Below are 21,071 nucleotides of genomic sequence, written 5' to 3'. Positions count from 1 at the left end.
CCTTTCACAAATGCGACATGGATTTGCGACATTTCGTCGTCAAATTTGTGGGGCTTCGTGTCGGTGTGTACAATGACCTCCCTTTTGCCCCTGCAAAGCTGGCGTACGTTCGGCGCGGGCGGTAAGTGGTTGAATTGAAAAGAAATTTGCTTCGATAAGAAGCAGCCTGGTGAGAAAGTGTCTATGAAAGCAGGTCTGTACCAACCAGATGAATTCAAGGATAACTGCGGTTTCGGCCTGATAGCCCATATGCAGGGCGAGCCCAGTCATACCCTTTTGCAAACGGCCATTGAGGCCCTGACCTGCATGACCCACCGCGGTGGGATCAACGCCGACGGCAAGACCGGTGACGGTTGCGGTCTGCTCATTCAGAAGCCGGATGTGTTCCTGCGTGCGATCGCCCAGGAAACCTTCGGCGTCGAACTGCCCAAGCAATATGCGGTGGGCATGGTCTTCTTCAACCAGGATCCGGCAAAAGCCGAAGCCGCTCGCGAGAACATGAACCGCGAGATCCTGGCCGAAGGCCTGACGCTGGTCGGCTGGCGTAAAGTGCCGATCGACACCCGCGTACTCGGCCGTCTGGCCCTCGAACGCCTGCCGCAAATCGAACAGGTGTACATCGGTGGCGAAGGCCTGAGCGACCAGGACATGGCGGTCAAGCTGTTCAGCGCCCGTCGTCGTTCGTCCGTGGCCAACGCCGCCGACGTCGATCACTACATCTGCAGCTTTTCCCACAAGACCATCATTTACAAAGGCCTGATGATGCCGGCGGACCTGTCCGCCTTCTATCCAGACCTGGGTGATGAGCGCCTGCAAACCTCGATTTGCGTGTTCCACCAGCGCTTTTCCACCAACACCCTGCCGAAATGGCCGCTGGCCCAGCCATTCCGCTTCCTCGCCCACAACGGCGAGATCAACACCATCACCGGTAACCGCAACTGGGCCCAGGCCCGTCGCACCAAGTTCACCAACGACCTGATGGATCTGGAAGAGCTCGGCCCGCTGGTCAACCGTGTGGGCTCCGACTCCTCGAGCATGGACAACATGCTCGAGCTGATGGTCACCGGTGGCATCGACCTGTTCCGTGGCGTGCGGATGATCATTCCGCCGGCGTGGCAGAACGTCGAGACCATGGACCCGGACCTGCGCGCATTCTACGAATACAACTCGATGCACATGGAACCGTGGGACGGTCCGGCTGGCGTGGTCATGACCGACGGTCGCTACGCGGTGTGCCTGCTCGACCGTAACGGTCTGCGCCCGGCGCGTTGGGTCACCACCAAGAACGGCTTCATCACCCTGGCGTCCGAAATCGGCGTCTGGAACTACCAGCCTGAAGACGTGATCGCCAAAGGTCGCGTTGGACCGGGCCAGATCTTCGCCGTGGACACCGAAACCGGGCAGATCCTGGACACCGATGCGATCGACAACCGCCTGAAGTCCCGTCATCCATACAAGCAATGGCTGCGCAAGAACGCCCTGCGCATCCAGGCGACCATGGAAGACAACGATCACGGTTCGGCTTTCTATGATGTCGACCAGCTCAAGCAGTACATGAAGATGTACCAGGTCACGTTCGAAGAACGCGACCAAGTGCTGCGCCCCCTGGGCGAACAAGGCTACGAAGCCGTGGGCTCGATGGGCGACGATACGCCGATGGCCGTGCTGTCCCAGCGCGTGCGCACGCCGTACGACTATTTCCGCCAGCAGTTCGCGCAGGTCACCAACCCGCCGATCGACCCGCTGCGTGAAGCCATCGTCATGTCGCTGGAGATCTGCCTCGGTGCCGAGCGCAACATCTTCCAGGAGTCGCCGGAGCATGCCTCGCGCGTGATCCTCAGCTCGCCGGTCATTTCCCCGGCCAAATGGCGCTCGCTGATGAACCTCGATCGTCCTGGCTTTGAGCGCCAGATCATCGACCTCAACTACGACGAGAGCGTCGGTCTTGAAGCGGCCGTGCGCAATGTGGCCGATCAGGCTGAAGAAGCCGTTCGTGCCGGTCGCACCCAGATCGTGCTGAGCGACCGTCACATTGCCCCGGGCAAGTTGCCGATCCACGCGTCCCTGGCGACCGGTGCGGTGCATCACCGCCTGACCGAAAAAGGCCTGCGTTGCGATTCCAACATCCTGGTGGAAACCGCGACCGCTCGCGACCCGCACCACTTTGCCGTGCTGATCGGTTTCGGCGCCTCGGCGGTCTACCCGTTCCTGGCTTACGAAGTGCTCGGCGACCTGATCCGTACCGGTGAAGTGCTGGGCGACCTCTATGAGGTGTTCAAGAACTACCGCAAGGGCATCACCAAGGGCCTGCTCAAGATCCTGTCGAAGATGGGTATCTCCACCATCGCCTCGTACCGCGGCGCGCAACTGTTCGAAGCCATCGGCCTGTCCGAGGAAGTGTGCGACCTGAGCTTCCGTGGCGTGCCGAGCCGCATCAAGGGCGCGCGTTTCGTCGATATCGAAGCCGAACAGAAAGCCCTGGCTGTCGAAGCCTGGAGCCCGCGCAAGCCGATCCAGCAAGGTGGCCTGTTGAAGTTCGTCCACGGTGGCGAGTACCACGCGTACAACCCGGACGTGGTCAACACCCTGCAAGCCGCCGTGCAGCAAGGCGACTACAGCAAGTTCAAGGAATACACGGCGCTGGTGGACAACCGTCCGGTGTCGATGATTCGCGACCTGTTCCAGGTCAAGACCCTGGATACGCCGCTGGACATCAGCGAGATCGAGCCGCTGGAATCGGTGCTCAAGCGCTTCGACTCTGCGGGCATCTCCCTGGGCGCCCTGTCGCCGGAAGCCCACGAAGCCCTGGCCGAAGCCATGAACCGCCTCGGTGCGCGTTCCAACTCCGGCGAAGGTGGTGAAGATCCGTCGCGCTACGGCACCATCAAAAGTTCGAAAATCAAGCAGGTCGCCACCGGCCGTTTTGGTGTGACTCCGGAATACCTGGTCAACGCCGAAGTGCTGCAGATCAAGGTGGCCCAGGGCGCCAAGCCCGGCGAAGGTGGTCAGTTGCCCGGCGGCAAGGTCAATGGTTTGATCGCCAAGCTGCGTTATGCGGTCCCGGGCGTGACCCTGATTTCGCCTCCACCGCACCACGATATCTATTCCATCGAAGACTTGTCGCAGCTGATTTTCGACTTGAAACAAGTCAACCCGAAGGCGCTGGTCTCCGTGAAGCTGGTGGCAGAAGCGGGCGTTGGCACCATCGCCGCCGGTGTGGCCAAGGCCTACGCGGACTTGATCACCATCTCCGGCTACGACGGAGGCACCGGTGCTTCGCCGCTGACCTCGATCAAATACGCGGGCGCGCCGTGGGAAATCGGTCTGGCCGAAACCCACCAGACCCTGCGCGGCAATGATCTGCGCGGCAAGGTCCGTGTGCAGACCGACGGCGGCCTGAAGACCGGTCTCGACGTGATCAAGGCAGCCATTCTCGGGGCGGAAAGCTTCGGATTCGGCACTGCGCCAATGATTGCGCTGGGCTGCAAATACCTGCGTATTTGCCACCTGAACAACTGCGCCACCGGCGTTGCGACCCAGAACGAGAAGCTGCGCAAGGATCACTACATCGGCACCGTCGACATGGTGGTGAATTTCTTCACCTACGTCGCCGAAGAAACCCGTGAGTGGCTGGCCAAGCTGGGCGTGCGTTCGCTCGAAGAGTTGATCGGCCGTACCGATCTGCTGGAAGTCCTCGAGGGTCAGACCGCCAAACAGCATCACCTGGACCTGACCCCGCTGCTGGGCAGCGACCATGTCCCTGCGGACAAGCCGCAATTCTGCGGTGTGGATCGCAACCCGCCATTCGACAAGGGCCTTTTGGCCGAGAAGATGGTCGAGATGGCCATGTCTGCCATCAACGACAAGAGCGGCGGCGAGTTCACCCTGGACATCTGCAACTGCGACCGTTCGATCGGTGCGCGGATTTCCGGGGAAATCGCACGCCAATACGGCAACCAGGGCATGGCAGGCGCGCCGATCACCTTCCGCTTCAAGGGGACGGCCGGCCAGAGCTTTGGCGTGTGGAACGCCGGTGGCTTGAACATGTACCTGGAAGGCGATGCCAACGACTACGTCGGCAAGGGCATGACCGGCGGCAAGCTGGTCATCGTTCCGCCAAAAGGCAGCGCCTACAAGACCCAGGACAGTGCCATCGTCGGCAACACCTGCCTGTACGGCGCCACTGGCGGCAAGCTGTTCGCCGCCGGTACTGCGGGCGAGCGTTTCGCCGTGCGCAACTCCGGTGCCCACACCGTGGTGGAAGGCACCGGCGATCACTGCTGCGAATACATGACCGGTGGTTTCGTCTGCGTCCTGGGCAAGACCGGTTACAACTTTGGTTCTGGCATGACCGGTGGTTTCGCCTACGTGCTTGACCAGGACAACACCTTCGTTGACCGGGTCAACCACGAACTGGTGGAAATCCAGCGGATCAGCGGTGAAGCGATGGAAGCCTATCGCAGCCACCTGCAACGTGTGCTGAACGAGTACGTCGAGGAGACCGACAGCGAGTGGGGTCGTGAACTCGCCGAGAACCTCGATGATTACTTGCGTCGTTTCTGGCTGGTCAAACCGAAGGCAGCGAACTTGAAATCTCTGCTCACCAGTACTCGTGCGAGTCCGCAATGACGACGCAGCTGCAAGCGGCAAGCTTTTAGCCGCAAGTTAACGGCAGTGCGCGATATGCCTGCACACGTGATTGTCTTGCAGCTTGAAGCTTGTAGCTTCGAGCTGCTGTAAAGAGGTTTTGAAGATGGCCGAACGTCTCAGCAACGACTTCCAATTCATCGACGTCGGGCGCAAAGATCCGAAGAAGAAACTGTTGCGTCAACGCAAGAAAGAGTTCGTGGAGATCTACGAACCCTTCAAACCCCAGCAGTCGGCCGACCAGGCCCACCGCTGCCTGGGTTGTGGCAACCCGTATTGCGAATGGAAGTGCCCGGTGCACAACTTCATTCCCAACTGGCTGAAGCTGGTGGCCGAGGGCAACATCCTCCAGGCCGCCGAGCTGTCGCACCAGACCAACACCCTGCCAGAGGTCTGCGGCCGGGTGTGCCCTCAGGATCGTCTGTGTGAAGGTGCTTGCACCCTCAACGACGGGTTTGGCGCGGTAACCATCGGCTCGGTCGAGAAGTACATCACCGACACCGCGTTCGCCATGGGCTGGCGCCCGGACATGTCCAAGGTCAAGCCGACCGGCAAGCGTGTGGCGATCATTGGTGCGGGACCTGCGGGCCTGGGCTGTGCCGACGTGCTGGTGCGTGGTGGCGTGACCCCGGTGGTGTTCGACAAGAACCCGGAAATCGGCGGCCTGCTGACTTTCGGCATCCCTGAGTTCAAGCTGGAAAAGACCGTACTGAGCAATCGTCGCGAAGTATTCAGCGGCATGGGCATCGAATTCCGCCTCAACACCGAGGTGGGCAAGGACGTGACCATGGAGCAACTGCTCGCCGAATACGATGCCGTGTTCATGGGCATGGGCACCTACACCTACATGAAAGGTGGGTTTGCCGGTGAGGACCTCCCGGGCGTGTACGACGCGCTGGATTTCCTGATCGCCAACGTCAACCGCAACCTGGGCTTTGAAAAGTCGCCGGAAGATTTCGTCGACATGAAAGGCAAGAAGGTCGTGGTGCTCGGTGGCGGCGACACGGCGATGGACTGCAACCGTACCTCGATCCGCCAGGGCGCCAAGTCGGTGACCTGTGCCTATCGTCGTGACGAAGCGAACATGCCTGGCTCGCGTAAAGAGGTTAAGAACGCCAAGGAAGAAGGCGTGAAGTTCCTCTACAACCGCCAGCCAATCGCCATCGTCGGCGAAGACAAGGTGGAAGGTGTGAAGGTGGTCGAGACCCGTCTCGGCGAGCCGGATGCACGCGGCCGTCGTAGCCCGGAGCCGATCCCGGGCTCCGAAGAGATCATCCCGGCCGACGCCGTGGTCATCGCCTTCGGCTTCCGCCCAAGCCCGGCGCCGTGGTTCGAACAGTTCGAAATCCAGACCGACAGCCAGGGCCGCGTGGTGGCCCCGGAACAAGGCCAGTACAAGCACCAGACCAGCAACCCGAAGATCTTCGCCGGTGGCGACATGGTGCGCGGTTCCGACCTGGTAGTGACAGCGATCTTCGAAGGCCGAAATGCGGCTGAGGGGATTCTGGATTATCTGGGCGTCTAATGACGCCAGCTTCAAGCTGCAAGTTTCGAGCTGCAAGCCACGGCGCTTGCGGCTTGCAGCTTGCAGCTCGTTGCTGCTCCCCTGCGACCAATTGCCCCTATAGACAAAAGGCTCCGCTCTTGCCGTGCCTTTTGCCTCGCGCTCTGAGAAAATGCCCCCACTTTTTTTCCGGATGCCGACATGACTGCCCTGAAGAACGACCGTTTCCTTCGCGCCCTGCTCAAGCAACCTGTAGACGTCACGCCCGTGTGGATGATGCGTCAGGCCGGTCGCTACCTGCCTGAATACCGCGCCAGCCGTGCCAAGGCCGGCGACTTCATGAGCCTGTGCATGAACCCGGCGTTCGCTTGCGAAGTCACCCTGCAACCGCTCGACCGCTACCCGCAACTGGACGCGGCGATCCTGTTCTCCGACATCCTGACGATCCCGGATGCCATGGGCCAGGGCCTGTATTTTGAAACCGGCGAAGGCCCGCGCTTCAAGAAAGTCATCAGCACGATGGCCGACATCGAGGCCTTGCCAATCCCGGACCCGCACAAAGACCTCGGTTACGTCATGGACGCGGTCAGCACCATCCGCCGTGAACTGAACGGCCGTGTGCCGCTGATCGGCTTTTCCGGTAGCCCATGGACCCTCGCTACCTACATGGTCGAAGGTGGTTCGTCGAAAGACTTCCGCAAGACCAAGGCCATGCTCTACGACAATCCGCAAGCCATGCACCTGCTGCTGGACAAGCTCGCGCAGTCGGTCATCAGCTACCTCAACGGCCAGATCAAGGCCGGTGCGCAAGCGGTGCAGATTTTCGACACCTGGGGCGGCAACCTGTCGGCGGCGGCCTACCAGGAATTTTCCCTGGCCTACATGAAAAAAATCGTCTGCGGCCTGATCCGCGAGCACGAAGGTCGCAAGGTGCCGGTCATCCTGTTCACCAAGAACGGCGGTCTGTGGCTGGAAAGCATCGCCGATGCGGGTGCCGACGCGCTGGGCCTGGATTGGACCTGTGACATCGGCAACGCCCGCGCTCGCGTCGGTGACAAAGTCGCGCTGCAAGGCAACATGGACCCGACCGTGCTCTACGCCAAGCCGGAAGCGATTCGCGCCGAAGTCGGGCGCATTCTCGCCAGCTATGGCAAAGGCAGCGGCCACGTGTTCAACCTCGGCCACGGCATCACCCCGGAAGTCGATCCGGAGCACGCCGGCGCGTTCCTGCGCGCGGTCCATGACTTGTCGGCGCAGTATCACGAGTAAGTTTTGCTCGTGACACAAAGGCCTGTCCTGGCTCACGCCGGACAGGCTTTTTTGCATCTGTTAAACAGGCGGAGTGTGTTGAATTTGCGTTTGTAAGATTGTTCTGTGGCGCTATTCAGGCAAGTGAATCAGGCAGATTAATCCCCTTGAAAGCAGAGACTTCTCCTACATAGAAGTTGCTTGCATCTCGGTAAGGTTCCAGACCTTCGTTCGGTCCTCCATCGAACGAAACCGCGAGTAGCCGCGCCGTCAGGCGCGCTGATTATCGATAAGCAGTCTGGAATCCAATGATGAAAAAAATGATCTTCAGGGGTGGTGCATTTACGGCATGCACTTCCTCGATGCTCCTGTTATCGGCAATGCTGGCGTCCCAAGGCGCATACGCCCATGGCTATCTCGAAGCACCGCCTTCGCGGGCGGCGCTGTGCCAAAAAGGCTTGAACACCCATTGTGGTGGCGCGCAATACGAACCTCAAAGCGTGGGCGAAACGTTCAAGGGTTTTCCGGCCGGGGTTGGTGGTGCACCCAATCAGGGACCCGTCGACGGCAAGATCCCGAGCGGTGGTCACGCGCTGTTCTCCGCGCTGGATGCCCAGTCTGCTACCCGCTGGCATCTGAATGAAATCAAGAACCGCAACATTGACTTCCAGTGGCGCTACACCGCTTCTCACCCGGCCACCAAGCATGAATATTTCATCACCCGTAACGGCTGGAATCCGAACGAATCGCTCAAGCGTGCGACCTTCGAGAGCACCCCGTTTTGCACCGTCGATGGCGGGCATCAGTTGCCGGTGTCGGGTGCCAAGCACAACTGTAATATCCCGGCGGACAAGTCCGGCCCCCATGTGATCCTGGCGATCTGGACTGTCGGCGATACCGACGCGGCGTTCTACAACGCCACTGATGTGAACATCATCGCCGAGCCTGAATTGCCGGGCGGCTGGTCGTCGGTAGGCGGCATTGCTGCGTCCAATCATCTGCTGGTGGGCGACAAGGTCAAGGTCCGCGCCTTCTCCGCCAATGGCGAAAGCCAGGATTACAGCGTGGAGATCGCCATCGACACTGCCGAGGAAGGTGCGCCAGCCAACTGGTCATTCAAACTCGCAGAGAAGATCAACAGCACCCACAAACTGATCCGCGCAGGTATTCGCGACGAAAGCGGCAATATCGAACCGGTGCGTGGCAACAACACCCTGTACGCGCAAAAAGACAGCGGTGTAACCCGCTACGAAGTTCAGCTGGACATGAAGGACGACGCGTCGGCGCGCATGTCGGTCGCTTCCCAGCGCCCGGAATATGTGCTGGACAAAGGCTTGGCCAAGGTCGATTTCGGCATGATCGCCAACCGCCAGATGAACGTTGAAGCCACCTTGTTCGACGAGAACAACAAGCCGGTCGGGACGGTCTCGGCGCAAGTGCAAAGCGGTGCGACCAGCCTCGTCATGGACGTTCGCAGTAACCCGGGCAAACACACCCTGACACTGGTCGGCACGACGCTTGATGGCCGTACCACCCGCCAGGACACGCAGACCACCCTCATGACCGGTGAAGGCGCGGGCGTGGAACATGACTTCGTGTTCCCCGAAGGCCTTGGCGAGTACACCGCCGGCACCAAGGTGTTGCAACCCAAGACCAATGAGGTCTTCGAGTGCAAGCCATTCCCCGAGTCCGGTTACTGCAAGCAGTTCAGCCCGACCGCCAACGGCTTTGAGCCGGGCGTCGGCGCGCACTGGCACATGGCCTGGAACAAACTTTAAGGCCGTTGGGTAACGCCTGCGGCGGTCTGTGCCTGGACCGCCGCACGCTTGAGTTTGACCGCCACACGCAGCAACTCGTGCTGCTCTCGTACTCGCAGGGCTTTTTCAATGATTAGGCGATTTTTCACCTTCTGCCTGGTGATGATCTGCGTCGTTTACGCAGGGTTTCTGGTGTGGCAGGAGCAGGACTTTCGCAAAAGCCAGGCTACGCCGTCCCAGGGTGCTGCACCGCTGCAGACACCTTCGCCCCAAGCATCCCTGGACGCCACTGCCATCGCCTCGGTATTCGGGTTGAGGCCTGAAGCCTCATTGCAACCCAGTGCCGAGCCACTGACCCTGCTGGCCAGTTTTGTCGCCATCAGCGGACTGTCCAAGGCATTGCTGGCCGATGCGCAGGGCGCACGCATTTACCAGGTCGGCGACCGGTTGCCCGGCGGCAGCATCCTGCGTCGGGTCGAGACCGATAAAGCGGTGTTATGGAACAAGGGGCGCGAAGAGGTCTTGATGCTGCAAACGTCGACCGTGCGTTTTCTCAACCGGCTGGATCACCCAAGCGCAGCACCAGCTCCCGCCACACCTACGCGTTATCTACGCCCGTATACCGAGTGATGTCTGCGATGAACAGTTACAACGGCGCGCAGGTGTTGCGTGCCCTGGTTTTCCTCGTTGCCTTGGCGACCACGCTTTTTCACGGCGACTTGCAAGCCGAGGAAGAAAAATGGCAACTGGCGATGAACAACGCCGAGCTGCGGGACATTGTGGAAGAAATGTCCGCAATTCTTCGAACGACGGTGGTGCTTGATCCCCGTGTCTCGGGACGTATTACGGTCATGTCTCGTCAGGCGCTTGATCGTGAAGGCGTTCGTCGTCTGTTTTACTCGGTACTCGATGCCCACAACTTCACCGTGATCGACGAGGGCGACCGAATTCTCATTACACCGGTGACCGAAGCGAAAACCCGCGCCAGTCAAGGCACGGCAAAAACCGCTACGGCGTCGCAGTTTGTCACCCAGGTCATCACGCTCGACACCAGCAACGCTGCCGACCTGGCCGGGCTGGTACGACCGCTGGTTTCGGCCAACGGTTATGTGGGGCCATCGGTGTCGGCCAATGCCCTGGTGGTCACCGATACCTCAGCCAACGTGCAGCGAATCGCCAAGGTCGTACGTCAACTGGACGCGGGGAAGAACAACCTGCATTCGGTGATGCAGTTGAAGTATGCCCAAGCGGCTGATGTGCTCACCATCATTGAATCGTCACTGGGCAAGCGCAATGCCGACACGGCGATCCAGGCACTGGCCGACCACCGCACCAACCGCCTGATTTTCATCGGCCCGCCCGCAGTGCGCCAGCGTCTGCTCGACCTGGCACGGGGCCTGGACACGCCGGCTACAGCCTCGGTGGACAATGCGCGGGTCATTCGTTTGCGCCATAGCGATGCCAAGCAACTGGCCGAAATTCTGGAAGTGATGGGGCAGGGCCGCAAGCAGGCCTCGACCCTGGGCAGTGTGAAGGACAGCGCTTCCAGTGCGGCCTTCATGATCAAGGCGGACGAAAGTCAGAACGCGCTGGTGGTGATTGCCGAGCCGGCGCAAGTCCGGACGCTGGAAAACATCGTGCGCCAACTGGACCAGCCTCGTGCGCAAGTGCTTATCCATGCCGCCATCGTCGAGATTTCCGGCGACATCGCAGAAACCGTTGGCGTGCAATGGGGCTTGAGCACCGGTGACATCAAAGGCTTCATCAACTTCCCTGGCACCGATGTGCCGATCGTGGGCGGGCTGACCTTCGACGGCAAAAGAGTCGCGCCCGAAGGCGCGATCCTGAAACTGGGCACCGACCGTTTTGGCGCGTTGATTTCGGCGCTGGCCAGCAGTACCCACAGCAATCTGCTTTCCACGCCAAGCCTGCTGACCCTGGACAATCAACAGGCGGAAATCATCGTTGGGCAAAACGTGCCATTCAAGACCGGTTCCTACGCCACCAGCAGCAGCGGTGCGGACAATCCCTTTACCACAGTCGAGCGCAAGGACGTTGGTATTAGCCTGAAGATCAAACCGTACATCAACGAAGGGTCGACCCTGCGCCTGGAAGTGGAGCAAGAGGTGTCGGATATCGCGCCTTCGGTCTCGGGCATCGATTCTTCCGACCTGATCACCAACAAGCGAGCGCTCAAAAGCACCATCCTCGCCGATGATGGAGAGATCATCGTGATCGGCGGCCTGATCCGCGACAGCGTGCGCACCCAGCGCAGCGGCATCCCACTGCTGCGTGACATTCCCTATTTGGGGGCATTGTTTCGCTGGAGCCGCGACACGCAAACCAAAAGCAATCTGATGGTGTTCCTGCGTCCGACCATCGTACGCAGCAAGGAAGACCTGGCCGATGTGAGCCAGCAGCGCTACAACGCCCTGCGCAAATTGAGCCAGCCGGCCGCGCACGAAAACAACTCGTTGCTGCTGCCCGCCGAAGCCCGGCAGTTGTTCGACCAGCCCGTTGAGCCGCCGGTGTTCGATTTACGCAAGTCGGCGTCGGGGACACCATGAGCGAAGAAAACGCTGCGCTGTCGTTCGGTTTCGCCCGGCGCTTTGGTGTCTTGCTGACGCATGAGGAAACCGGGCCTTGTCTGATGCTGCGGGCCGATACGCCGCTAACGGCGCTGTCTGAGGCCCGGCGCCGGTGCGCTCGGGATCTGTCGATCCGGGTGCTCGATGCCGATCAGTTCGCTGCGCGCCTGGGCACCGCGTTCCGTGACGGCCAGAGCGCGGCGCAGCAGGTTGCGCAGGGGCTGGATGACGAACTGGATTTGCTCAGTCTGGTCGATCAAGTTCCGCAAACGGCTGACTTGCTGGAGCAGCAGGGCGATGCACCGATTATCCGCCTGGTCAACGCGTTGCTCAGCGAAGCCGTGCGTGAACACGCTTCGGACGTGCACCTGGAAACGTTCGAGCATTCAGTGGCCGTGCGCATGCGCATCGACGGGCAATTGCGCGAGATGCTCCGGCCGAGGCGTGAGTTGGCGACCCTGCTGGTGTCGCGGGTCAAGGTCATGGCGCGCCTGGACATCGCCGAAAAACGCATTCCCCAGGATGGTCGGATAGCCCTGCGCCTGGCGGGGCATAAAGTCGATGTGCGGGTCTCCACGTTACCGTCGGCCCATGGTGAAAGGGTGGTATTGCGCCTGCTGGATAAACAGGCTGGACGCCTGGATTTGCAGCGTTTGGGAATGCCCGCGGACACTCTGGCAACCCTGCGTCAGTTACTCGCCAGGCCCCATGGCATCCTGCTGGTGACCGGCCCCACCGGCTCCGGCAAAACCACCAGCCTTTACGCTGCGCTGAGCAGCCTGAACGACCAGACGCGCAACATTCTCACGGTCGAGGACCCCATCGAATATCACCTGCCGGGGGTGGGGCAGATGCCGGTCAATCCGAAAGTGGACATGACGTTCGCTCGTGGGTTGCGCGCCATTTTGCGCCAGGACCCGGACGTGGTGATGGTCGGCGAAATCCGTGATCGCGAGACGGCTCAAATCGCCGTTCAAGCCTCGCTCACCGGGCATCTGGTGCTGTCGACGCTGCACACCAACAGTGCGGTCGGCGCGGTGACACGGCTGGTGGACATGGGCGTGGACGCCTACCTGCTGGCGTCGTCGCTGGTCGGCATTGTGGCTCAGCGTCTGCTGCGCACGTTGTGCCCGCATTGCAAGGCGTCGTACCGCGCCGACGCGGTCACGTGTGAACGTCTCGGGATCAGCGAGACGCCCCCCACAACGTTGTTTCGGGCCGTGGGTTGTGAACGGTGCCAGCACGGTTATCGCGGGCGCATCGGTATCTACGAATTGCTCAGTGTCACGCCGGCGGTGGCGGCACTGATTCATCAGGGCGCCGGTGAGCGGGCATTGCTTGGAGAGACACGCCGGGCGTCTCGCAGCCTGTTCCAGGACGGCCGACAACGGGTGCTCGATGGCGTGACCAGCCTCGACGAGTTGTTGCGCGTGACCCGGGAGGACTAGCCAGTGCCGACCTTCGACTACCGGGCCGACGATGCCCAGGGCAAGCGCTGCAAGGGGCGGTTGGAGGCGGACGGCCCACGACATGCCCGTGAACTGTTGCGCGAGCGAGGCCTGTGGCCGCGTGAATTGAAAGAAGTGCACGTGGGCACCGCCATCGGTTTGCAACCGCGCGGTGGACGTTTGAGCGCCGCGCAACTGGCGTTGTTGACGTTGCAGTTGTCCACCCTGGTTCAAGCCGGTCTGCCTCTGGAAGAAGCGTTGCAAGCCGTGGCCCGCCAGAGTTCGAGGCGCAAAGTTGCGGGTCTGTTGTCGGCGGTGCGCAGCCGGGTCATGGAAGGGCATGCACTCTCCACCGCATTGTCGCTGTTTCCCAGGGCGTTCCCGGATCTCTATCGCGCCACCGTCGCTGCGGGAGAGCGTTCCGGCCATTTGGGTCAGGTGCTGGAGCAATTGGCCGCGTACACCCAGGCGCGTCAGGCCTCGCGGCAGAAGATTCAGATGGCGCTGGTGTACCCGTTGATACTCATGCTGGCCAGCGTGGCGATCGTCGGTTTTCTGCTGGGTTTCGTGGTGCCGGATGTGGTGAAAATCTTCATCGACAGCGGTCAGCCGCTGCCTTGGTTGACGCAAGCGCTGATCGGCTTGAGTGGCGGTTTGCGCCAGCATTTCCTGACGTTGATCGCTGGTCTGGCGCTGCTGGTCGGCCTCTACCGCTGGAGTTTGCGCGAGCCTGCGTGGCGGCTGCGCTGGCATCGCCTGGCGCTGCAACTACCGGTTGTGGGGCAGGTGTTGCGGGCGATGGAAGCGGCACGCTTTGCCAGCACCCTGGCGATCCTGAGCAAGAGCGCCGTGCCGTTGGTGGATGCGCTGGAAATCGCTGCGGCGGTTATCGGCAACCTGACCCTACGCGCGCGCATGGTCGATGTCGCCCGCTCTGTGCGTGAAGGCGGGACGTTGACCCGCGGCCTGGAACTCAGCGGCGACATCCCGCCGATGATGCTGCACATGATCGCCAGCGGCGAACGCGCTGGCGAACTCGATCACATGCTGGTGCGGGCGGCGGAGCAACAGGAGAGCAGCCTGGCCGCGCGCATCGCGCTGGTCGTGAGTCTTTTCGAACCCGCCATGCTGGTGCTGATGGGCGGCGTTGTGCTGCTGATCGTGCTGGCCATCCTGCTTCCTATCCTGAGCCTCAACCAACTGGTGAATTGACCCATGCAACCTCTACCTGACAATTTGTCCCGCCGGCAGGCGGGTTTCACCCTGATCGAAATCATGGTGGTGGTCGTGATCATCGGTGTGCTGGGGGCCATTGTGGTTCCACAGTTCATGAGCCGTCCCGATCAGGCCAAAGTCACCGCAGCGAAAATCGATATCCAGGCGATTTCCACTGCCCTGGAGATGTATCGCCTCGACAATTTCCACTACCCCTCGACGCAGCAGGGGCTGGAAGCCTTGAGCAAACACCCGTCGGGCCTGCCGGCGGCGAGAAACTGGAACCCCCAGGGCTACCTGAAAAGCTTGCCGGTCGACCCGTGGGGCACGCCCTACCAATATCTCAATCCCGGCGCGCAATCGCTCGATGGAAGCTTTGACCTGTATTCCCTGGGGGCTGATGGCGTGGTCGGCGGTGACGGGCACGCAGCCGACATCGGCAATTGGGGCGGCTGATTCATGCGCCAGTGTTGTCAGGGCTTCACCTTGCTCGAGTTGATGATCGTGATCGTGGTCATCGGCATGCTGCTGGGCATGGTGAGCCTGGTGGTTGCGCCCAACCCATTGCGTGAAGCACGCTACGAAGCGGGCGAAGTCGCCGGCATGATCCAGCGGCTGCGTGAGCGCGCCGTGCTCAATGGCGAGCAATACGGTATTCGTCTCAGTGAGTCTGGTTATCGCGTCATGCAGCTCCAGGACCGTGAGTGGCGGCCAATGGATGCATTCCATCAGTGGCCCGCCCACCTGCGTTTGCACCTGGAGCAGGACGGGCAGGCCCTGACGCTCAGCGGCGATCAAGGGTTGCCGCAACTGTTGATGCTCAGCAGCGATGAAAACACGGCCTTCATCCTGACGTTTTCGATGGGCGACCGCACGCTCCTCAGCCTGTCGAGCGACGGCCTGGGTGAGGCAGTGATCGATGGTTAAGGGCGTGTCGCAGCAAGGCGGGTTCACCTTGCTGGAGATCATGGTGGCCCTGGCGGTTTTCTCCACGTTGGCGGCCGCCGTGCTCTCGGCAAGCCAGTACGTGGCGAAGCAGACCACGGTGGTCGAGGCGCGACTGTTCGCCGTCTGGTTGGCCGATAACCAGCTCAATGAACTGCGCCTGCAATCGTCGTTAGCCCCGGGGCAGGAGCAACGTACGGTGCACATGGATCGCCGCGACTGGCGGCTTCGCCAGCAGGTCAGCGCATCGCCGGACTCGCGACTGTTGAAGATCGATATCGAGGTCAGCGCTGTCGGTGGCGACTCAGTCCTGCACCGCAGCCGTGGCTGGATACCTGTGCGCGATGAATAGGCAAACCGGCTTTACCTTGCTGGAGCTGGTGATCGCCCTCGCGATCTTCGCCGTGCTCGGCCTGGCCAGTTGGGGATTGTTCGACGGTGTCGTGCGCGTGCAGCAGGGCACAACGGCCCACGAGCGGGAGTTCAGGCGCCTGCAACGGGCGGTGGCGGTGATTGAGCGTGACTTGATGCAGGTCACCGAGCAGCCGGTGGTGCTCGAGCAACGCCAGTTGCAGTTGCAACGCAGCCATTGGCGCAACCCTCTGGACCAACCGCGCAGCGAGCGCCAGACGCTGACCTACCGGCTTGAAGACGACGTGCTGTGGCGTGAAAGCCTGGGTGAGGGCACGCCGGCCCCGCAGCGGCAGAAACTGCTCGGTGAAGTTCGGCAGTTGAGCTGGCGCTTGTTTGATCGTCAAAGCGGCTGGCGAGATGATTGGCCGGCCTCGGACGATGCAAGTGTACCGCTGGCCGTGGAACTGCAAGTGTCGGTGGGACGCTTCGATTCGATCCGCCGGGTGCTGCTGTTGCCTGGGGCATTGCCTTGAACGGACGACAGCGGGGGATCGCCCTGATCAGCGTGTTGCTGGTCATGAGTCTGGCGTTGCTGATCACCGGCGGCTTGCTGCGCAGCCATCGCCTTTCGTTGCAAAGCAGTGGCCAGGCTGTGCAACACGTGCAATTGCGTCAGTGGGCGATGGCCGGGGAAACGTGGGCGCTGTTGCAACTGCAGGAGGCGGCCAGTGCTTCGCGGACAACCGTCGATCTGACCCAGGCATGGGCGCGGATGTCGCCCGATTTCGACATCGAAGGTGCGCAGTTGCACGTCGGTATTGAGGACCTGGCCGGTCGTTTCAATCTCAATGCCTTGTTACGCCAGGGCCGGATCGACCAGGTGACGCTCAATCGTTGGGGACGCTTGCTTGAGCGGCTCGAACTGGCGCCACTGTCGCTGAGTCAGGTCGGCGTCTTGAATGAGCTCAGCCAATTGCGTCTGCTGCCGGGCGTGGATGGGCAGCACCTGCGTCGATTGGAACCCTGGGTCGCGTTATTGCCCACCGACGCTGCGCTGAATATCAACACCGCCCCGGCGCTTCTTTTGAGAACGCTGGATGACCTCGAGCCAGCCACGGTCGACGCCCTGATCCGCCAGCGCTCGATGGCGGCGTGGCCCAGCGTCCAGGCCTTTACCGAGGAACCGCTGCTGCGGGGTACCGACCTGAGCCGTCATGGCCTGGGCGTCACCAGTCGCTGGTTTCGAGTCACCGTGCAGATCACCCAGGGGCAGAGCCGACTGCGACTGGCCACGGATGTCGAGCAGGATCCCGACACTCGGCAATTCAAAGTCCTGCAGCGACGCCTACTTCCTTCAAGTGCCAATGAGATGCCCCAATGAACACCTGGCTTTACCTGACCGCCGAGGGTCTGAACACGGCTTCTACCGACTGGCCAAGCTGCCTGTGGTCATCCGCCGGACAACGGCGGTTGATGACATTGGATCAGGCCGCGCGCGAGCTTGGCGGGCAAACGGTGGATCTGCTGTTGCCCATGGAATTGTGCAGTTGGGTGCGCACCGATCCGTGGCCGAACAAACGCCACCCCGGGGGGCAGGCCATTGCTTTTGCCGTGGAAAACCAACTGAGCGACCCCCTCGATCATCTCCATTTAGGGTTTGGCTCCCGCGACAAGGAGGGGTGTTATCCGGTGATGGTGGTGGAACGAGCACGCTTTGCCGCAGTGCTCGCGTTGCTCAAGGAAACGGGCATTGCTGTGCGTTCGGTGTACGTAGACGCCGATATCATGCCCGGGACCGGACCGTTGGCGGTGCGCTGGTTCGGTCGATGGCTGGTGGGCGCAGGCGCTCCAGCCCGCCTGGCGATGGACGATGAGGGATTGGCGCTGCTGCGACCGCTGCTGCCACTGGATACCCGATGGATCGACGAGCGCCACGATGCGGTCGACATCGATCCGTACCTGACACTCAGTCACCCGCGGGCCATCAACCTGCTGCAAGGACTTTTCGCCCCACGTCGCCGGCATCTGTCGTGGCGGCCTGGTGGCCTGGCGCTGCTCGCTCTCCTACTGTTGAGCTGGCTGGCCAGCGCCGCGCGAATCGATTTTCTCGAGCGCGAAACCCGTCGGATCTCCAGCCAGAATGAACAACGGTTCACCACGCTCTATCCAGACCAGACCCGCATCGTCGATCTGGCGACACAGCTCAAGGTACTGCAAAACCAGGCAACAGAGCCGCAGAAGTCCCATATCGCCGGCCTGCTCGGTTTGGTTGAGCAAGTCGTTGGCGCCAGCCCGGTTGAAGTACGGCGTATCGAGTATCGGGCGGGTGATGGCTGGAGAGTCCAATTGACTGCCAACAGCTTTGCCGAGCTTGAGCAGTTACGCGAACGCGGTCGCCAGCAAGGCATGCCGGTCCGGCTCGACAGTGCGAACAAGGAACTTGACCGCGTGCAAGCGACGCTCACCATGGAGGACGCTCGATGAAGGCTGCCTGGCGTCGCCTGGCCATTCGTGAGCAACGCCTGTTGATGCTGATGGGCGCCTTCGTGCTGATGGTTGCCGCATTCAGCCTGATCTGGCAACCCACCCGCGAGCGCTTGGACGCCGCCGAGCGCCAGCACCAACGGCAACGGATACTGGCGTCGCAGTTGCAACGCGCGCAGCCGCGCAGTGAAGTGAACGCCCTCGTCCCTGATCAGCCCCTTTCACTGCGCATCAGCGAAAGCGCCACGGCGGCCGGGCTGGAGCTGCACCAGATGGATGCCGACAACGACCTGTTGCGCCTGACTGTCAGCGGGGACGGGAAAACGCTGCTGCAATGGCTGGATCGCGCGGAGCGCGAGGGCGCAGCCTTGCAATCGCTGACACTGGAAAAACGCGACACACTTTTGCAGGCGCGGGTGGTGCTCAAATAGAAAGTCCCACCTCCTGAATGACCCTCACCGCCCTTTGTAGGAGCGAGCTTGCTCGCGATGGTGCCTGAGTGGCTGCGGTGTCTGGACGTTAATCGCGAGGATTCGACGCCTCGACATGCTCGCTCCTACAGGGTGGGCCTGCTTCAAATTGGGGTTCCTGGCAGAGGCGGCAGCTTCGCCAGCTTCAAAGCCACCAACAGCGCCACCACCAGCAGGGCACCGATGAACAGGCCGATGCCATTCCAGCCACCCAGGTGCCAGAACATGCCGCCGGCGGTCCCTGCGATGCTCGAGCCGGCGTAGTAGCTGAACAGGTACAGCGAGGACGCCTGGCCTTTGGCCTTGGTGGCGCGGCGGCCGATCCAGCTGCTGGCTACCGAGTGCGCGCCGAAAAAGCCGAAGGTGAAGATCAGCATGCCGATGATGACAACCGGCAGCGGCGTGACCAGGGTCAGGGCGAGGCCGACGAACATCAGCGCAATGGTGGCCCAGAGCACCTGGCGCCGGCCCAGCTTGTCCGCCAGCGCACCTATTTTCGCCGAGCTGTAGATGCCCGACAGGTACACCACCGAGAGCAGGCCGACGAAAGCCTGGTCCATGTGGTACGGCTCGGCGAGCAGGCGATAACCGATGTAGTTGAACAGGGTGACGAATGCACCCATCAACACAAAGGCCTCAAGAAACAGCAGGGGCAGGCCGGCATCTCGAAAGTGCATGGTGAAGCCATCCAGCAGGCTGCGCGGGTGCAGCGAGCGCGCGCGGAAATTGCGCGATTCGGGGAGGATTTTCCAGAACACCACCGCCGCGATCAGTGCCATCGCGCCGACCACCAGCATCGCGGTGTGCCAGCTGACGAAGTCGATCAATACGCCTGTGATCAAACGCCCGCTCATCCCGCCGATGGCATTGCCGCCGATGTAGAGGCCCATTGCCAGGCCGATGTGCTTGGGGTGGATTTCTTCGCTCAGGTACGTCATTGCAACGGCCGCCAGGCCGCTCAACGACAGGCCGATCAGTGCACGCATCAGCAGCACGCCGTGCCAGCTCGGCATCATCGCACTGGCGATGGTGCACAACGCGGCGGCTGCCAGTGCCGTGACCATCACCGGCTTGCGCCCGATGCGGTCCGAGATCGGACCGGTGATCAGCAGGCCGATGGCGAGCATGCCCGTGGCCACTGAAAGGATCAGGCTGCTTTGCGCCGCATTGATGGCGTACTCGTGGGACAGCAAAGGCATCATCGGTTGCACGCAATACAACAACGCGAAGGTGGCGAACCCGCCGCAGAACAACGCCAGCACCGTGCGCATGAACATCGGGGTGCCTTTCTCGATGTAAATCTCCTTGAGCTCGGCGGCGGTATCGCCAGCGGTGGCGGGAGGCACTTCATGGGCGAGTGGGGCGACAGCAGTTTTCACTTCAGACCTCGGGACGGGCAGCGGTCAGGCAATGGAAAAAGCATATAGCTGGCTAATGATTCAATCCAATATATTATTCGACCTGTTTAAGATGTTTTACGACCTGTTGGAGGGATCATGGAATTGCGACACCTGCGCTACTTCATTGCCGTGGCTGAAGAACTGCATTTTGGCCGTGCTGCCCAGATGCTCGGCATCTCGCAGCCGCCGTTGAGCCAGCAGATCCAGGCGCTGGAGCAAGACGTGGGGGCGCGTCTGTTCGAGCGCACCAATCGTCGGGTCGAACTGAGTGAGGCGGGGCGATTGTTTCTGGAGGAAGCCCGGCTGGTGTTGGCACAGGTCGACAAGGCCGCCGATGTGGCGCGTCGAGCGCAGCGAGGTGAGCTGGGCGAGCTGAAGATCGGGTTCACTTCGTCCGCGCCGTTCAACTCGACGATTCCCCAGGCGATTTTTGCTTTTCGCCAGCAATTCCCGGCCGTGCATTTGACCCTGCGGGAAATGAGCAGCACTCAGGTGGCCGACGCGCTGGTGGATGAGTCGATCGAAATCGGCATCATGCGGCCATTGGCTTTGCCCGAGTCGCTGAGCGTGGTGGAGTTGACGCGCGAGCCTCTGGTGGCGGTGCTCAGTTCCAAGGATCCACTGGCCCTCGGCAGCGAAGAAGGTTTGTTCCTTTCAGCCCTGGCTCACGAACCCTTTGTGTTTTTCCCTCGCAGCTACGGCAGCGGGTTGTACGCGCAATTGTTGAGTCTGGCGCGGGAGGCGGGTTTCAGTCCGAATTTTGCGCAAGAGGCTGGCGAGGCAATGACCATCATCGGCCTGGTGGCGGCGGGGCTTGGGGTGTCGGTGTTACCGGCGTCTTTCCAGCGGATGCGCATCGACGGCGTGGTCTATCGCTCCTTGCTCGACCCCGGGGCGATGTCGGCGGTGTGGCTCGCCCAGCGCAAGGGGCAGGTTTCGCCGATGGCGAAGGCATTTGTCGAGTTGCTGACGGAGGTCGAACCGCTCAAGGCTTGAGGAGTATCCCTGTAG

General features: G+C 61.5%; 17 protein-coding genes. 16 read left to right on the top strand and 1 reads right to left on the bottom strand.

Features of this window, described 5'->3' with window-relative positions; all coding sequences use genetic code 11:
* The first annotated feature begins 183 nt into the window (after nucleotides 1–183).
* The 15 genes from gltB to gspM all read left to right on the top strand — a co-directional run bounded on the left by gltB (nucleotide 184) and on the right by gspM (nucleotide 18,621).
* The gene (gene gltB / locus AB4N33_RS19840; RefSeq protein WP_476458081.1) at nucleotides 184–4,629 is read left to right on the top strand and encodes a glutamate synthase large subunit; all 4,446 of its coding nucleotides are present in this window, start codon (nucleotides 184–186) and stop codon (nucleotides 4,627–4,629) included.
* A gap of 124 nt (nucleotides 4,630–4,753) precedes the next feature.
* On the top strand, nucleotides 4,754–6,172 hold the full coding sequence (locus tag AB4N33_RS19835; protein WP_460140443.1) for an FAD-dependent oxidoreductase: 1,419 nt from the start codon (nucleotides 4,754–4,756) through the stop codon (nucleotides 6,170–6,172).
* Nucleotides 6,173–6,352: 180 nt separating this feature from the next.
* Entirely contained in the window at nucleotides 6,353–7,420 is a 1,068-nt protein-coding gene (gene hemE, locus AB4N33_RS19830; RefSeq protein WP_476458080.1) for a uroporphyrinogen decarboxylase, read from the top strand.
* 290 nt (nucleotides 7,421–7,710) lie between these two features.
* Entirely contained in the window at nucleotides 7,711–9,177 is a 1,467-nt protein-coding gene (gbpA, locus tag AB4N33_RS19825; protein WP_476458079.1) for an N-acetylglucosamine-binding protein GbpA, read from the top strand.
* A 108-nt stretch (nucleotides 9,178–9,285) separates the two neighbouring features.
* A complete protein-coding gene (locus AB4N33_RS19820) occupies nucleotides 9,286–9,786 on the top strand; it encodes a type II secretion system protein N (protein WP_476458078.1) in 501 nt (166 codons plus the stop codon).
* A gap of 8 nt (nucleotides 9,787–9,794) precedes the next feature.
* Complete coding sequence (gene gspD / locus AB4N33_RS19815; protein WP_476458077.1) at nucleotides 9,795–11,723, top strand: type II secretion system secretin GspD; 1,929 nt, start codon at nucleotides 9,795–9,797, stop codon at nucleotides 11,721–11,723.
* Entirely contained in the window at nucleotides 11,720–13,192 is a 1,473-nt protein-coding gene (gspE, locus tag AB4N33_RS19810; protein ID WP_476458076.1) for a type II secretion system ATPase GspE, read from the top strand. Before gspD ends, gspE begins: the two co-directional genes overlap by 4 nt.
* 3 nt (nucleotides 13,193–13,195) lie before the next feature.
* Nucleotides 13,196–14,404, top strand: coding sequence for a type II secretion system inner membrane protein GspF (gene gspF / locus AB4N33_RS19805; protein WP_476458075.1), 1,209 nt, complete (start codon nucleotides 13,196–13,198; stop codon nucleotides 14,402–14,404).
* Nucleotides 14,405–14,407: 3 nt separating this feature from the next.
* The gene (gene gspG, locus AB4N33_RS19800; RefSeq protein WP_460118787.1) at nucleotides 14,408–14,863 is read left to right on the top strand and encodes a type II secretion system major pseudopilin GspG; all 456 of its coding nucleotides are present in this window, start codon (nucleotides 14,408–14,410) and stop codon (nucleotides 14,861–14,863) included.
* 3 nt (nucleotides 14,864–14,866) lie between these two features.
* On the top strand, nucleotides 14,867–15,334 hold the full coding sequence (gene gspH / locus AB4N33_RS19795; protein WP_476458074.1) for a type II secretion system minor pseudopilin GspH: 468 nt from the start codon (nucleotides 14,867–14,869) through the stop codon (nucleotides 15,332–15,334).
* Nucleotides 15,327–15,704 carry a type II secretion system minor pseudopilin GspI gene (gene gspI, locus AB4N33_RS19790; protein WP_476458073.1) on the top strand — a complete coding sequence of 126 codons (378 nt, stop codon included), beginning with the start codon at nucleotides 15,327–15,329 and terminating at the stop codon, nucleotides 15,702–15,704. Before gspH ends, gspI begins: the two co-directional genes overlap by 8 nt.
* Complete coding sequence (locus tag AB4N33_RS19785) at nucleotides 15,697–16,239, top strand: type II secretion system protein GspJ (RefSeq protein ID WP_476458072.1); 543 nt, start codon at nucleotides 15,697–15,699, stop codon at nucleotides 16,237–16,239. Before gspI ends, AB4N33_RS19785 begins: the two co-directional genes overlap by 8 nt.
* The gene (locus AB4N33_RS19780; RefSeq protein WP_476458071.1) at nucleotides 16,236–17,087 is read left to right on the top strand and encodes a type II secretion system protein GspK; all 852 of its coding nucleotides are present in this window, start codon (nucleotides 16,236–16,238) and stop codon (nucleotides 17,085–17,087) included. The genes AB4N33_RS19785 and AB4N33_RS19780 overlap by 4 nt, the downstream gene beginning before the upstream one ends.
* Nucleotides 17,084–18,190: a type II secretion system protein GspL gene (gene gspL, locus AB4N33_RS19775; protein WP_476458070.1), complete on the top strand. Its 1,107-nt coding sequence runs from the start codon at nucleotides 17,084–17,086 to the stop codon at nucleotides 18,188–18,190. The genes AB4N33_RS19780 and gspL overlap by 4 nt, the downstream gene beginning before the upstream one ends.
* On the top strand, nucleotides 18,187–18,621 hold the full coding sequence (gene gspM, locus AB4N33_RS19770; protein WP_476458069.1) for a type II secretion system protein GspM: 435 nt from the start codon (nucleotides 18,187–18,189) through the stop codon (nucleotides 18,619–18,621). Before gspL ends, gspM begins: the two co-directional genes overlap by 4 nt.
* A gap of 143 nt (nucleotides 18,622–18,764) precedes the next feature.
* On the opposite strand, the gene AB4N33_RS19765 is transcribed toward gspM, so the two are convergent.
* Complete coding sequence (locus AB4N33_RS19765; protein WP_460118773.1) at nucleotides 18,765–20,039, bottom strand: MFS transporter; 1,275 nt, start codon at nucleotides 20,037–20,039, stop codon at nucleotides 18,765–18,767.
* 117 nt (nucleotides 20,040–20,156) lie between these two features.
* Here AB4N33_RS19765 and AB4N33_RS19760 point away from each other — a divergent pair, with 117 nt between their 5' ends.
* Nucleotides 20,157–21,056 (top strand): LysR family transcriptional regulator, encoded by a 900-nt coding sequence (locus AB4N33_RS19760; protein WP_460118771.1) that lies wholly within the window; start codon nucleotides 20,157–20,159, stop codon nucleotides 21,054–21,056.
* The last annotated feature ends 15 nt before the right edge of the window (nucleotides 21,057–21,071 follow it).

The organism is Pseudomonas sp. S1_E05 (assembly GCF_056337105.1).
Note: the sequence above shows the minus strand (reverse complement) of the source record. Positions and strands in the feature narration are given on the sequence as shown.